Below are 15251 nucleotides of genomic sequence, written 5' to 3'. Positions count from 1 at the left end.
GCGACCACCACGGTCACGCGGACCCCGCCCCTTTGCCGTGCCGCGCCCGCCCCACCACCGACCGGGCACCGCACCCCTTCGCACGTCCGATCGAGTGAACTGCACGACCGCCGGGCAGGGACGACCTGTCCCGCGCACGGTCCACCACCCCCACCACCGGTAGAAAGAGAACAAAAGCCACATAAATTTTAGTCATCCGCCGCACAGAGTCCCCAAGGTGATGCCGTGATGTCGCCGATCGGCCGCATTCCCGTCCTTGATCTCCGCCCCCTGGTCGACCACGGGCGTCGACCGGCGAAGGCGGTGGTGAACGAGTCCTTCCAGGTCAGCGCGACCGTGTTCCGCGAGGGACACGAGGCCGTCGCCGCAGGGGTGGTCCTCACCGACCCGGACGGCAGGACGGGCGCATGGACACCGATGCGCGAACTCGCACCGGGCACCGACCGCTGGGGCGCCGCCGTCACCCCGACCGCGGAGGGCCGGTGGACGTTCGCGGTCGAGGCGTGGAGCGACCCCCTGGAGACCTGGCGCCGGCACGCCCGGATCAAGGTCCCGGCGGGCCTGGACACCGAACTCGTCCTGGCGGAGGGGGCCCGGCTGTACGAGCGGGCGGCGAAGGGGGTGCCCAAGTCGAAGGGTCGGCGGGAGGCGGTGCTCGGCGCCGTGGACGCGCTGCGGGACCGGGGCCGACCGGCGGCCCGGCGCCTCGCCGCCGCGCTGGCCCCGGAGGTCACCGCGGTGCTGGACCGCCACCCGCTGCGCGACCTGTTGACGGTGTCGGAGGCCGCCCCGCTGCTGGTGGAGCGGCGGCGTGCGCTCTTCGGGTCCTGGTACGAACTCTTCCCGCGCTCCGAGGGGGCCGTGGTCGTCCCCGGCGGGCCCCCGGTGAGCGGGACCTTCCGGACCGCCGCCGAACGCCTGCCGGCCGTCGCCGCGATGGGCTTCGACGTGGTGTACCTGCCGCCGGTCCACCCGATCGGCAGCACCCACCGCAAGGGGCCCGACAACGGCCTCTCGGCCGGCCCCCACGACGTGGGGGTGCCCTGGGCGATCGGCTCCCCGGCGGGCGGGCACGACGCCGTCCACCCCGACCTCGGCACCCTCGACGACTTCGACGCGTTCGTGGACCGGGCGCGGTCGCTGCGGCTGGAGGTGGCGCTCGACTTCGCCCTCCAGTGCTCTCCCGACCACCCCTGGGTGACGGAGCACCCCGAGTGGTTCCACGGCCGGGCGGACGGGACGATCGCGTACGCGGAGAACCCGCCGAAGAAGTACCAGGACATCTACCCGATCGCGTTCGACCGGGACATGGACGGGTTGGTCCGGGAGACCGTGCGGCTGTTGCGGTTCTGGATGGCCCACGGGGTGCGGATCTTCCGGGTGGACAATCCGCACACCAAGCCGGTGGTCTTCTGGGAACGCGTCATCGCGGAGGTCAACTCGTCCGATCCGGACGTCATCTTCCTGGCCGAGGCGTTCACCCGTCCCGCGATGATGCGGACCCTCGCGGCCGTCGGGTTCCAGCAGTCGTACACGTACTTCACCTGGCGTAATTCCAAGCGCGAACTGACCGAATACCTGACGGAGTTGGCCGGTGAGTCGGCTGCGGTGATGCGGCCGAACCTCTTCGTCAACACGCCGGACATCCTGCCCGAGTACCTCCAGCACGGCGGTCGTGCCGCGTTCGAGGTGCGGGCCGTGCTCGCGGCCACGCTCTCCCCCTCCTGGGGGGTGTACAGCGGTTACGAACTGTGCGAGAACACCCCGTTGCGCCCGGGCAGCGAAGAGTACCTGCACTCCGAGAAGTACGAGTTGCGCCCCCGCGACTGGGAGGCGGCGGAGCGCGCCGGGCTCAGCATCGCGCCCTTGATCACCGCTCTGAACCGCATCCGCAGACGCAGCCCCGCCCTCCAGCAGTTGCGCGATCTGTGCTTCCACCACACGGATCGGGACACGATCATCGCGTACTCGAAGACCGCCGAGAGCGAGGGCGGAACGAACACGGTCCTGGTGATCGTGAACCTGGACCCGCACCACACCCAGGAGACCACGGTGTCGTTGGACATGCCGCAACTCGGACTCGGTTGGCATGAGTCCGTACCGGTGCGCGACGAACTCACCGGAGAGACCTACCGCTGGGGCAGGGCCAACTACGTGCGCCTCGACCCGAGCCGGGCGCCCGCACACGTCCTCACGCTCCTGCGATCGTCCTCACCGACCGGAGGGTCACCCACACGATGATCGTCAATGAACCCGTTCCCGACACGTTCGAAGACACCCCGGCCAAGGACCGTGACCCCGAGTGGTTCAAACGGGCCGTCTTCTACGAGGTCCTCGTCCGCTCGTTCCAGGACAGCAACGGGGACGGCGTCGGCGACCTGAAGGGGCTGACCGCCAGGCTGGACTACCTCCAGTGGCTGGGGGTGGACTGCCTGTGGCTGCCGCCGTTCTTCACCTCACCGCTGCGCGACGGCGGTTACGACGTGTCGGACTACACCGCCGTGCTCCCCGAGTTCGGCGACCTCGCCGACTTCGTGGAGTTCGTGGACGCCGCCCACCAGCGCGGCATGCGCGTGATCATCGACTTCGTGATGAACCACACCAGCGACCAGCACCCGTGGTTCCAGGAGTCCCGGGCCAACCCCGAAGGCCCGTACGGCGATTACTACGTCTGGGCAGACGACGACAAGCAGTACCGGGACGCCCGGATCATCTTCGTCGACACCGAGGCGTCCAACTGGACCTTCGACCCGGTGCGGGGGCAGTACTACTGGCACCGCTTCTTCTCGCACCAGCCGGACCTGAACTACGAGAACCCGGCCGTGCAGGAGGAGGTCATCGCGGCGCTGAAGTTCTGGCTGGACCTCGGCATCGACGGCTTCCGGCTCGACGCCGTGCCGTACCTCTACGCCGAAGAGGGCACCAACTGCGAGAACCTGCCCGCGACGCACGCGATGCTCAAGCGGGTCCGCGCCGAGATCGACGCCCACTACCCGGACACCGTACTGCTCGCGGAGGCCAACCAGTGGCCGGAGGACGTCGTCGACTACTTCGGCGACTACGCCCGCGGCGGCGACGAGTGCCACATGGCCTTCCACTTCCCGGTGATGCCGCGCATCTTCATGGCGGTGCGCCGCGAGTCCCGCCACCCGGTCTCCGAAATCCTGGCGAAGACCCCGCAGATCCCGTCCGGCTGCCAGTGGGGCATCTTCCTGCGCAACCACGACGAGTTGACCCTGGAGATGGTCACCGACGAAGAGCGCGACTACATGTACGCGGAGTACGCCAAGGACCCGCGGATGCGGGCCAACATCGGCATCCGCCGCCGGCTGGCCCCGCTGCTGGACAACGACCGCAACCAGATCGAACTCTTCACCGCCCTGCTGCTGTCCCTGCCCGGCTCGCCGATCCTGTACTACGGGGACGAGATCGGCATGGGCGACAACATCTGGTTGGGCGACCGGGACGCGGTGCGCACCCCCATGCAGTGGACCCCGGACCGCAACGCGGGCTTCTCCTCCTGCGACCCGGGACGGCTCTACCTGCCGACGATCATGGACCCGGTCTACGGGTACCAGGTCGCCAACGTCGAGGCCTCGATGTCCTCGCCGTCCTCGCTGCTGCACTGGACCCGGCGGATGATCGAGATCCGCAAGCAGAACCCGGCCTTCGGCCTCGGCTCGTACACCGAGCTGCCCTCCTCCAACCCGGCGGTCCTCGCCTTCCTGCGCGAGGCGCCGCCCGGCCCGGACGGCAGCGGGGACGACCTGGTGCTGTGCGTGCACAACTTCTCCCGGTTCGCCCAGCCGACCGAACTGGACCTGCGGCGCCACCGCGGACGCCACCCGGTGGAACTGATCGGCGGGGTGCGGTTCCCCGCGATCGGCGAACTGCCCTACCTGCTGACCCTCGCGGGCCACGGCTTCTACTGGTTCCGGCTCGCCCAGGGGCGCCCCGGCGCCACCGCCGAACCAGGGCCCCCGACCGGCTGACCGGATCGAGCGGCCCGACCCCGGACGTCCGCCCCCGAACCCGACGACGTCGCCGGTCGTCCGACCGGCGACGTCGTCAGCGCCCCGCCCGCACCTGCCAGAAAGGAGCGACGCCATGTCGGAGGCCGCCACCCGGGCGGACCGGACGCCCCTCGCCCGCCCCGAGCTGATCGAATCACTGGCCCCGCTGCTGCGGACCTGGCTGCCCCGGCAGCGGTGGTTCGCGGGCAAGGGACATCCCGTGCACGGCTTCACCCTGGTCTCGGCGACCGAGCTGCTCCCGCCGGGCAGCGCCCCCCGGCTGCTGCACCTGCTGGTCCGCGCCGAGCAGACCTCCCCCACCGGGCCCACCGCCGACTGCTACCAACTCCTGGTCGGCGTCCGGCCGGCGCTGCCGCCCCGGCTCGCCCCCGCCCTGATCGGCCGCCCCGAAACCGGCCCGCTGCGCGGCGCCGCGGTGTACGAGGCGCTGTACGACCCGCGGCTGGCCGAACTCCTGCTGGAGGCGCTGCGGATGCGGGCCCGGGTCGGCGCGCTGCGCTTCGAGCGGACCCCCCGGGCCGAGATCCCGTCCGCCCTGGTGCCCCGGGTGCTCGGGGTCGAACAGTCGAACTCCTCGCTGGTGTACGGGGACGCGCTCATCCTCAAGCTGTTCCGCCGCGTCCTGCCCGGCACCCACCCCGACCTGGAACTGCCGCTGGCCCTCGCCGCCGAGGGCTGCGGCCGGGTGCCCCCGCCCGTCGCCTGGTTCCTGGCCGACCCCGACGAGGGCGGCGCGGCTCCCCAGCAGGACGGGGCCCTGGTCCTGGGCGTCCTGCAACCCTTCCTCCCCGAGGCCCGCGACGGCTGGGGAACGGCGCTCGGCTCCCTCGCCCGGGGCGAGGACTTCACCGCTGAGGCCAGCGCGCTGGGCCGGGCCACCGCAGAGGTTCACGGGGCGCTCGCCCGTGCCCTGCCCCCGGTCACCCTGGGCCGTCCGCAGATCGAGGCGCTGGCCCGCGGCATGGCCGACCGGCTCGACGACACCGCCCGGGCCGTACCGGCCCTGCGCCCCTACGCCCGGGGGCTGCGCACCTCCTTCGACGCCCTCGCCCGCCTCGGCGCGGACAGCGAGCGCACCTGGACCGCACAGCGGGTCCACGGGGACCTGCACCTCGGCCAGTGCCTGCGCGGCCCGGACGGCGAGTGGTCGCTCATCGACTTCGAGGGCGAACCGGCCCGCCCGCTCACCGAACGACGACTGCCCCAGCCCGCGGTCCGCGACGTCGCGGGGATGCTGCGCTCCTTCGACTACGCCGCCCGGCAGCACCGCCCCTGGTCCCCCGACTGGTCCGACGCCTGCCGGGCCGCCTACTGCGCCGGGTACGCCCGGGTCTCCGGCCGGGACCCACGGCAGGAACCGGTGCTGCTGCGGGCGTACGAGACGGACAAGGCCGTGTACGAGGTGCTGTACGAGGCGCGGCACCGGCCCGACTGGCTGCCCGTCCCGCTGGCCGCGGTGCAGCGGCTCGCCCGCCCCGCCGGTGCCCTCCTCCACGAGATCCGCGCCCCCGAGCCCTGAGCCCCACCGCACTTCGACGCGTGAGGCCCCGCCCCTCCCCCACCCCCCACGACCCGGCACCGCCGAGGAGGCACCCCGTGACCCGTCGTCCCGCCAGCGAGCCGCCCGACGCCCCGCCCACCCCACGGGCGGCGGCACCGGCCGCGCGTCCCACGGCGCGCAGCGCCCCGGCGCGGGCCGCCCGGAGCGCCGTCCGGGCGCCCAAGGCGGTCAAGGGCCCCAAGGCGGCCAAGGCTTCCCCGACCGCCGAGGGCCCGGCCGTTACGGCGGCGGGGGCGCCCGGACGGGCCCGGGGGCGGAACCGGAAGGCTCCCGCGGTCCCCCCGCCCGCACCCGCCGTCGATCCGCTGCCGCCGACCGCCCCCGAACGCCCCGCCGCTCCACCCCCGGCCACGGCCGCACCCGTACCGGCGGCGGACCGGGAGCGGTTGCTGGCCGGCACCCACCACGATCCGCACGCGGTGCTCGGCGCCCACCCGCGGGCCGACGGCCTCGCGGTACGGGTGCTGCGGCCGTACGCCCTCGGGGTGAGCGTGGAGACGGCGGACGGCCAGTCCTTCCCGCTCCACGACGACGGCGACGGGTTCCACAGCGCGCTGCTCCCGCTGCCCGGGGTTCCGGAGTACCGGTTGCGGATCGTCTACCAGGACGCCGAGGTGGCAACGGTCGACCCGTACTCCCTGTTGCCCTCGCTCGGCGAGTTCGACCTGCACCTGATCGCCGAGGGCCGCCACGAGGAGCTGTGGACGGCGCTGGGGTCCCGGGTGCTGACCCACCGGGGGGTGACCGGCACCCGGTTCGCCGTGTGGGCGCCGCACGCGCGCGGGGTGCGGATCACCGCCTCGTTCAACGGCTGGAGCGGCACCGCGCACCCGATGCGTTCGCTGGGCTCCAGCGGAGTGTGGGAACTCTTCGTGCCTGGCGTCGGCGAAGGCGAGCTGTACAAGTACGAGATCGCCCGGCCGGACGGTTCGCTGACCCAGCGGGCCGACCCGATGGCCCGGCACGCCGAGGTGCCCCCGGCGACCGCCTCGGTGGTGCACGTCTCCCGGTACCGGTGGCAGGACGCCGACTGGCTGGCCCGTCGCGGCGAGCGCCCCGTCCACGAGGCGCCGTTCTCGGTGTACGAGGTGCACCTGCCGTCCTGGCGACCCGGCCTGACGTACCGTCAACTCGCGGACCAGCTCCCCGCGTACGTCGGCGAACTCGGCTTCACCCACGTGGAACTGATGCCGATGGCCGAGCACCCCTTCGGCGGTTCCTGGGGCTACCAGGTGACCGGATTCTACGCCCCGACCTCCCGGATGGGCTCCCCCGACGACTTCAAGCACCTCGTCGACGCACTGCACCGGGCGGGCATCGGGGTGCTCATGGACTGGGTGCCCGCCCACTTCCCGCGGGACGCCTGGGCGCTCGCCGAGTTCGACGGGCGCCCCCTGTACGAGCACCCCGACCCGGACCGGGCCGCCCACCCCGACTGGGGCACCCTGGAGTTCGACTACGGCCGCCGCGAGGTGCGCAACTTCCTCGTCGCCAACGCCGTCTACTGGTGCGAGGAGTTCCACATCGACGGACTGCGGGTGGACGCCGTCGCCTCCATGCTCTACCTCGACTACTCCCGCGAGTACGGCCGGTGGACGCCCAACCAGTACGGCGGCCGGGAGAACCTGGACGCGGTGGCCTTCCTCCAGGAACTCAACGCGACCGTGTACCGGCGGGTGCCCGGGGTCGTCACCATCGCCGAGGAGTCCACCGCCTGGGACGGGGTCACCCGGCCCACCGACCGGGTGGGCGCGGGCGGCTTCGGCGGCCTCGGCTTCGGGCTGAAGTGGAACATGGGGTGGATGCACGACTCGCTCGGCTACGTCGCCCACGAGCCGGTGCACCGCAAGTACCACCACCACGAGATGACGTTCTCCATGGTGTACGCGTACAGCGAGAACTACGTGCTGCCGATCTCCCACGACGAAGTCGTGCACGGCAAGCGGGCGTTGGTGTCCAAGATGCCCGGCGACTGGTGGCAGCAGCGCGCCGGGCACCGCGCCTACCTGGGCTTCATGTGGGCCCACCCCGGCAAACAGCTCCTCTTCATGGGCCAGGAGTTCGCCCAGGGCGCCGAGTGGTCGGAGGCGCACGGCCCGGACTGGTGGCTGCTCGACCCCTCCTACGCCGCCGAACCCGACCACCGGGGCGTGCGCGACCTGGTGCGGGAGCTGAACCGGGCGTACCGCGACGCCCCCGCCCTGTGGCAGCGGGACACCGACCCCGCGGGCTTCGCCTGGGTGGCGGGGGACGCCGCCGAGGACAACGTCTTCGCCTTCCTCCGCTTCGACGCGGACGGCGCCCCGCTGCTCGCGGTCTCCCACTTCTCCCCCGTCGTCCGCCGGGACTACCGCCTCGGCGTGCCGGACTCGGTGCCCGCCTGGCAGGAGGCCCTCAACACCGACGCCGAGCGCTACGGCGGCAGCGGCGTCGGCAACCCCTCCCCCGTCCGCCCCGAGCCCGTACCCGCACACGGCCGGGCCACCAGCGTCGTGCTGACCCTGCCGCCGCTGGCCACCGTCTGGCTCCGACCGACGGTCTGAACACCCGGGCCGCCGCCCCGCCCCGTTGCCCGGTCGGGCAGGGCGGCCGTTCAGCGGTGCCGGACCCAGACGTTCGGCTCCACCAACTCCCCCCGGTCCGCCGCGCGGTCGACCGTGAGGGGCGCGAGGGCCCCCGGCACCACGTATCTGCCGGAGGCCGGCAGGTCGAGGCCGACCCACCCCTCCCACTCGGCGACCGAGCCCTCCAGGACCATGGACCGCTCGGCCGCGCACAGCACCCGCGCCCCCATCCGGTGGTGCGTCCGCAGCCACGGGTCCAGCGGAGCACCGTCCGCCCGCGTCCAGCGCACGAAGTCGGCCATGGGGGTCAGCGGGTAGCGCGCCTTGAGGGTCGGCCGCACGGGGGCGATCACCCTTACCAGGCCGGCTCGTTGTCCGACCGAGACGAGCCGCCCGAGCACCTCGGTGGCCAGGCCGCGCCTCTGGCACTCCTCCCGGACCTGGGCGGCGGCGATGACCAGGGTGTCGGCCCGGCCGCCGGCCTCGTGGAGCCCGACCGCCCGCACCAACGCGTCGTCATAGCCGCCGGGCAGGTCATCGGGCGTCCCGTCCCACCGCACCGGCACACCCCACCCGCCGGCCACGATCCGGTCCGCACCGTCGACCAACAGGAGGTTCCACTCCCCGAACCACTGCCGGACCCGGTCCATGTGCCGGTCGGCGACCGGATCGTGGAAGACGAACTCGGGCCAGCCCGCGGTGAAGACCGCTTCCGCCTGGGCGTGCAGATCGGGCCGGTCGTCGAAGGCGAAGGCTCGCAGATCCACAACGCCGGAGCCTACGTCGCCCGGACACCAGGTGCTCGGGTTTTCGGTGCCCCCGGCGCCGGGGCCCGTTGTCGGAGCCCACGCCTAGAGTGCCTCTCACGACCGCGCGTTCGGGTACCGACCGTGCGCGGACCTGCACGACCTGGGGGACGACGAGATGCACTCCTTCACCGCGGCCAACGCTCCGGAAGACGATGCCTGGCAGGCGTGGCTCGGCCACGCGGACCTGCTGACGGCCGCGGGTGACCTCCGCGGCGAGGCCCTCCGACAGGAACACCGCGTCGAGGTCGAGGGCGGCGACCCGGCCCGGCTGGCCGCGGCCTACGCGGAGGTCGAGCACCACCTCGGCCTCGACGGGCTGCGGGAGGACGGCTCCTGGCGCTTCACCTGGTCCCGCGGATTCCTCGACACGGCGCGCTTCCGCCTCGCCGCGGAGACCCGGCCGCAGCGCGGGGCCCTCGTCCAACGGCTCCGCGCGGAGCTGCCGCACACCGTGGCCGTCGACCCGGCCGACCCCGAGCAGTGGGAGGGCGCGCTGATCGACGCCGTCCTCTCCCACCCCGCCGCCGGGCGGCTGCGCACCCTCGAAATCCGCCTCACCGACTACCACCACGCGGCCGAGCAGGCCGCGGCCTCACTGGCGAGCCGCAGCCGGCCGCGGCTGGAGCGGCTGGCCTTCGGCTACGGGTACACGCACCTGTACGAGCCGAGCCGGACCTCGACCGGCGGCCGGATCGAACCCCTGGACCACCACGACAAGGGGTTCGTCCAGACCGACATGTGGGGCGCGCTGCCCGGGCTGCGGACGCTGGACCTCGAAGGCCCCTTCCTGTTCCACTCCGTGGACCACGAGCGACTGACCCGGCTGCGGGCCCGGGGTCCCGTGATCTCCGACGGCTCCACCTTCGGTCTCGGCGACCTCCCCGGGTTGGTGTCGCTGGAGGTCAGCATGGAGGGTGACGTCTTCGGCGTCTGCTGTCCCGTGGAGCAACTGGACGAGTTGACCGTGGAGTCGCTTCCCGGCCTCAGGGAACTCGACCTGTCCAGGGCCGACTTCGACGCCTCCCCGTTCGACGTGCTGTGCGCCCTCGCGGACTCCCCCGTCCTGCCCCAGTTGACGGAGCTGGCGATCCGGCACCTGGTCGTCGAGGAGGAGGAGTGCGAGGGCGCCCCGCTCGACGCGCTGGCCGCGCTGGCTCCGAACTTCGCCCACCTGGACCTGCACGTCACGGGGGACCTCGACGTGCCCGGCGCCGGCGACGAGGAGGTCGCCCGGGTGCTCGGCCTGGAGCTGTGAGCTCCGGGCCGGTTCGGGGAACGACGGCCCCGGCGGGACTCGACGCCGTGGGCGAATCCGGTCCGCCGAGCCGGGCGGTGGTGGCACGTCACGTCATCCGTGTGAGGATCCGTGGATGGAGATGACCGACGTCGCCCGTGCGATCCCGGCCGCGAGGTCGGTCGCTGCCTCCCTCGGCCTACCGGCCGACGGTGCGATCGTTCTCCACAACTCGAACAAGCTGGCACTGCGGCTGACGCCGTGCGACGTCCTCGCCCGGGTCGCCCCGGCGGGACAAGAGGCCGCACGGTTCGAAGTCGATCTCGCCCGGAGGCTCGCCGAGGCAGGATGTCCGGTGCGTCGCCTGGAGCCGCGGGCCGACCCGCGCGTGTACCCGCGCGACGGCTTCGCCGTCACGCTGTGGACCTACCACGAGCCCGTGACGCCCCGCACCGCACCGCTCGACTACGCCCGGGCGCTGGAGCGGCTGCACGCCGGCATGCGCAGGGTCGAGGTGCCGAGCCCGAGGTTCACGGACAGGATCACGGAGGCGGAGGAGGTCGTCGCCGACCGGGATCGCTCGCCGGGGCTCGCCGACGCGGACCGCGTGCTCCTCGGCGGCAGGCTCGCGAGCCTGCGACGAGCGGTGGACGACCGGGGCGCCGCGGAGCAGTTGCTCCACGGCGAACCCCACCCGGGCAATGTGCTCAGCGCGGAGGACGGCCCGCTCTTCATCGACCTCGAAACCTGCTGCCGCGGACCCGTCGAGTTCGACCTCGCCCATGTTCCCGAGGCGGTCTGCGAGCGCTATCCCAGCCTTGACCGGGGGCTGCTGGACGAGTGCCGGCAGCTCGTCATCGCGATGGTCGCCGCCTGGCGTTGGGAGCTCGGCGACCAGTTTCCGCACGGGAGGCGGTTCGGAGAGGAACTCCTGCGCTTGCTCCGAGAGGGGCCTCCTTGGCCGACGCTCGACGCGGTCACCCGGCGGCTGGACGGTCTCCCGTCGTGACGGCCGTCGGTCTTCGGCCCGCCCGCCGAGTTCCCCTCCGCCGCGGCGGGGGCGGCGCGATCCGGGGCACCGTCGAGGGCGTGCACCTGCGGGACGGGGGAGGGACCCGGCGGGGGCGGCCGGGTGCCCGGCCGCCCCACCACGGGTGGTCCTCCCCGGGTCACCTCACCGCGGCACCCTTCTCCGGGTCGTCCACCAGCCACGGCAGTGCGTGTCCGCCGGTGTGGACGAGGGCCAGGGACTGGGTGGCGCGGGTCATGGCCACGTACAGGTCGCTGGTGCGGTACGTGCCGGGTTCGACCACCAGCACCGTGTCGAACTCCAGGCCCTTGGACTGGCGGGGGTCCAGCAGGACGACCCGGCGGGTCAGGTCGGGTTCGGCGCCGGCGGTGACCCCGGGGAGTTCCGGGGCCAGTGCCTCGTGGAGGGCGCGGGGGGCGATGACCGCGAGGCGGCCCTCGGCGGGCAGGGCCTCGCGCACGGCGGCGCCCACCGCGGCCGGCAGCCCGGCCGGGGTGGTCCGGTGCACCCGGGGCCGGGTGCCGGTGGAGCGGATCGACTTCGGGGGCTCGAAGCCGGGGCGTGCGGCGCGCAGGACCTCCGCCGCCACGTCCATGATCTCGGCGGGGGTGCGGTAGTTGACGCCGAGGACGGTGTGCTCCCAGCGGTCCTGCACGTACGGGGCGAGGGCGCGTTCCCAGGAACCCACGCCGCCCTCCTCGGCGGTCTGCGCCGGGTCGCCGACCAGGGTCATGGAGCGGGTGGGCGAGCGGCGCATCAGCAGGCGCCAGGCCATCGCCGAGAGTTCCTGCGCCTCGTCGACGATGATGTGCCCGAAGGCCCAGGTACGGTCGGCCGCGGCGCGTTCGGCAGCGGTGCGGTGGTCGGCCTCCTCGTGGCGTTCGGCCATCCGCTCCGCGTCGATGATGTCCTGGGCGCCGAGGACCTCGGAGTCCTCGTCGTCGACGTCCTCGAACTCGTAGGTGCGGGAGGCGTAGGCCACGTCCAGGACGCCCTGGGCGAAGGCGACGCGTTCGCGGCGTTCGCGCTCGGCGGCGGCGCGGGCCGCCCGGTCGTCCTCGCCGAGGAGTTCGGCGGCCTCGTCCAGCAGCGGCACGTCGGCGGGCGTCCAGGCGGCGCCGGGGGCGCGACGGACGGCGGCGGCGTCCTCGGGGGCGAGGTGGGTGGGGTCGGCGAGGAAGTCGGCGATCAGGCGCTCGGGGGTGAGCAGCGGCCACAGTTCCTCGACCACGGCGTGCACCTCGGGGTTGGCGCCGACCTCGTCGCGGATCTGGGTCAGGTCGGAGGGGTCGAGCAGGTTGGTGCCGTCGTAGGGGTCGGTGCCGATGCGTTCGGCGACCATGTCGGTCAGGGTGTTGACGATGTGGCCGGCGAAGTGTTCGCGCGCCACGTTGTGCGGGAGGCCCAGGGCGCGGGTGCGGTCCCGGGCGACGCGGACCAGGTCGGCGTCGAGGGGGAGCACGTCCCGGTCGTGTTCGACGGGGCGGACCGGGTCGGGCAGCGCCTGCCGGTCGGCGAGCACCGCGGCGAGCGCCTGCGCCATCTCGGGGCGGCCCTTGACCTCGGCCGCGCGCGGGGTGTCGGTGCCGGTGGCGTGGACGCCGGGGTACAGCTCGCCGAGGGTCGCGAGGAGGACGCCGGTCTCCCCGAGGGACGGCAGGACCTCGCCGATGTAGCGGAGGAACGCCGGGTTGGGGCCGACGATCAGCACCGCCCGCCGGGCGAGGAGTTCCCGGTGCTCGTACAGCAGGTAGGCGGCGCGGTGCAGGGCGACGGCGGTCTTCCCGGTGCCGGGGCCGCCCTCGATGACCAGGACCCCGCGGTGCGGGGCGCGGATCACCCGGTCCTGTTCGGCCTGGATGGTGCGGACGATGTCGCCCATGCGCCCGGTGCGGGCGGTGTTCAGGGCGGCGAGCAGCACGGCGTCCCCGGTGGGGTCCTCGTGGCCGGTGCGGGCGGCGTCGTCGAGGTCGAGGACCTCGTCGTGCAGGGCGGTGACGGTGCGGCCCTCGCAGCTGAGGTGGCGGCGTCGGCGCAGGCCGAGCGGGGTGTGGCCGGTGGCGAGGTAGAACGGTCGGGCGACCGGGGCCCGCCAGTCGACGAGGACGGGGAGGAGTTCGCCGGTCTCCGGGTGCTCGTCGCGGATGCCGATGCGGCCGATGTGGTGGCTGGCGCCGGAGGCGAGGTCGATGCGGCCGAAGCAGAGGGAGCCCTCGACGGCGTCGAGCGCGGCCAGCCGGCTGCCGCGTTCCCGGACGAGAACGTCCCGCTCCAGCCGCGCCTGGTAGCCGTTGCCCACGGGGGCGAGGGCCCCCGCCACGGAGTCGGCGGCCCGGCCGCGCAACGCGTCGACCCGGGCGTGCAGCCCGTCGACGAATTGCTGTTCCGCCCGCAGTTCCCGATCCATGGGCGCGTTATCCGTTTCGCGTTTCCTTTCGCCCGATTCCGTTTGACGTACCCCGTCCGGAATTCCGTTGCTTGACAATGCCGCTCCCACCCGTATACGCTTTGACCAGTGGACCTCTTCGCGACCCTTTTTCCTTGAAGTCGCGAACCATCGAATATACGTCAGGAAACCCCCCGTAGGTCAATTCCTCGGGGGGTTTTCTCGTGGGGGAATTCTCGCAGTCGCGACGGAACCGTGCCCCCGCCCGCGGTGGGCGGGGGCACGGGGCGTCAGCGGTTCTCCGGCGCCCTGAGCACCTTCGCCGAGGCGTCCGCCTCGCCCGCCGCCGGGGTCGGTTCGACCCCGCAGAACTCGGCCTCGGAGATCGCGTTCTCCTGGCCCCGGTACCAGTCCCCGTTCAGGTTGTAGGCGAGGCCGTGCCGGCCGTCCTCCGTGCTGTACACGCCGGTGAGGGAGCCGTACCAGCCGCCGCCGTGCCCCCACAGCTTCGTGCCGCAGCTCGTCGTCGAGCGGATGAGACCCAGTCCGTAACCCGTTCCCGGGAAGGACCCCTCCACCGGGACGGTGGTCTTCATGGCCGCGAGTTGCGCCGGCGGCAGGAGCCTCCCGCCCAGCAGCGCGCCGAAGAAGCGGTTCAGGTCGGCGGCCGTGGAGATGATGTCGCCGTCCGCCCACGACTGGGAGGCGTTGTTCAGCGTCACGTCGTAGATCCGGGTGGCCGCCGGGTCCGGGGACATCTTCGAGTACGCCCGGCTGCTCGGCTGCGGCATGCGGCTGCTGTTGCCGGGCAGGGTGGTCTGCTTCAACCCCAGCGGCTTGACGATCCGGTCGCGGACCTCGCGCTCGTAGGTGCGCCCGCCGACCTTCTCGATGATCAGTCCGGCGAGGACGTAGTTGGTGTTGGAGTAGTGCCACCCCCGGCCGGGCTGGTGGTGGGGGGCGTGCCGCAGGGCCACCCGCACCGCTTCCTCGGGCGTCCGGGTGTCGTACCGGTGCTTGAGGAAACCGGGCACGTAGTGGTACTTCTGCGCGTACGCGGGGTCCTCGTCGTAGTTGAAGACCCCGCTGGTGTGGTTGAGCAGTTGCCGCACCGTCATCAGCCGGCCGTCGTGGCCGTTGCCCCGCACCAGCCCCGGCAGGTGCCGGTCCACGGTGTCGTCCAGGTCGAGCCGCCCTTCGGACTCCATCTGGAGGAGCACGGTGGCGACGAAGGTCTTGGTGACGCTGGCGATCCGGAACCGGTCCTCGGCGCCCCGCGGGGCTCCGGTCTTCAGGTTCCCGATGCCCGAGGTGCCCGTCCAGGTGCCCCGCTCGTCCCGTGCCTGCCCGGTGATGCCGGGCACGCCGCCTGCGACCAGCGAGTCCATCGCCCGCTGGGTCACCGCGTGCCCGCCCGGCCGCCGCTCGGTGCCGGGGTCCGCGGGGCCGGCCTGGGCGGCCCCCACGGTCCCGGTCAGGGTCGCGGTCACCAGCCCGAGGGCGACCAGGGCCCTCCGCGTCCGTCGTCGTGTGTGCACTCTGTCGCTCCGTCCATGGGTTTCCTCGATGCGCAGGGAGTGACGCCCCATGGACGGACGGAGGTTGAACGGTGCTCGGGGGTTGAGCGCTTTCC

9 protein-coding genes are annotated in these 15251 nt (G+C 73.1%); 6 read left to right on the top strand and 3 right to left on the bottom strand.

Annotated features, from left to right (window positions below; all coding sequences use genetic code 11):
* The first annotated feature begins 228 nt into the window (after nucleotides 1-228).
* The 4 genes from ACSMX9_RS21555 (at nucleotide 229) to glgB (ending at nucleotide 8138) form a co-directional block, all read left to right on the top strand.
* Nucleotides 229-2241: an alpha-1,4-glucan--maltose-1-phosphate maltosyltransferase gene (locus ACSMX9_RS21555; protein ID WP_445396154.1), complete on the top strand. Its 2013-nt coding sequence runs from the start codon at nucleotides 229-231 to the stop codon at nucleotides 2239-2241.
* Nucleotides 2238-3992, top strand: a complete 1755-nt coding sequence (gene treS / locus ACSMX9_RS21550; protein ID WP_445396152.1) for a maltose alpha-D-glucosyltransferase — start codon at nucleotides 2238-2240, stop codon at nucleotides 3990-3992. Before ACSMX9_RS21555 ends, treS begins: the two co-directional genes overlap by 4 nt.
* 115 nt (nucleotides 3993-4107) lie before the next feature.
* Nucleotides 4108-5553 carry a maltokinase N-terminal cap-like domain-containing protein gene (locus ACSMX9_RS21545; protein WP_445396150.1) on the top strand — a complete coding sequence of 482 codons (1446 nt, stop codon included), beginning with the start codon at nucleotides 4108-4110 and terminating at the stop codon, nucleotides 5551-5553.
* A gap of 77 nt (nucleotides 5554-5630) precedes the next feature.
* On the top strand, nucleotides 5631-8138 hold the full coding sequence (glgB, locus tag ACSMX9_RS21540) for a 1,4-alpha-glucan branching enzyme (RefSeq protein WP_445396148.1): 2508 nt from the start codon (nucleotides 5631-5633) through the stop codon (nucleotides 8136-8138).
* A 50-nt stretch (nucleotides 8139-8188) separates the two neighbouring features.
* Here the strand turns inward: glgB and ACSMX9_RS21535 are convergent, their stop codons facing one another.
* Complete coding sequence (locus tag ACSMX9_RS21535; protein WP_445396146.1) at nucleotides 8189-8926, bottom strand: hypothetical protein; 738 nt, start codon at nucleotides 8924-8926, stop codon at nucleotides 8189-8191.
* A 157-nt stretch (nucleotides 8927-9083) separates the two neighbouring features.
* Between ACSMX9_RS21535 and ACSMX9_RS21530 the strand changes: the two genes are divergently transcribed.
* A complete protein-coding gene (locus ACSMX9_RS21530) occupies nucleotides 9084-10223 on the top strand; it encodes a hypothetical protein (protein WP_445396144.1) in 1140 nt (379 codons plus the stop codon).
* A gap of 115 nt (nucleotides 10224-10338) precedes the next feature.
* Nucleotides 10339-11211 (top strand): phosphotransferase enzyme family protein, encoded by an 873-nt coding sequence (locus ACSMX9_RS21525; RefSeq protein ID WP_445396142.1) that lies wholly within the window; start codon nucleotides 10339-10341, stop codon nucleotides 11209-11211.
* Nucleotides 11212-11371: 160 nt separating this feature from the next.
* On the opposite strand, the gene ACSMX9_RS21520 is transcribed toward ACSMX9_RS21525, so the two are convergent.
* A complete protein-coding gene (locus ACSMX9_RS21520; protein WP_445396140.1) occupies nucleotides 11372-13639 on the bottom strand; it encodes a HelD family protein in 2268 nt (755 codons plus the stop codon).
* Between the two features lie 269 nt (nucleotides 13640-13908).
* Nucleotides 13909-15156: a serine hydrolase domain-containing protein gene (locus ACSMX9_RS21515; RefSeq protein WP_445396138.1), complete on the bottom strand. Its 1248-nt coding sequence runs from the start codon at nucleotides 15154-15156 to the stop codon at nucleotides 13909-13911.
* Nucleotides 15157-15251 lie beyond the last annotated feature (95 nt).

This window comes from Streptomyces sp. LE64, assembly GCF_052606915.1.
This window is presented reverse-complemented; position numbering and strand designations above follow the sequence as displayed.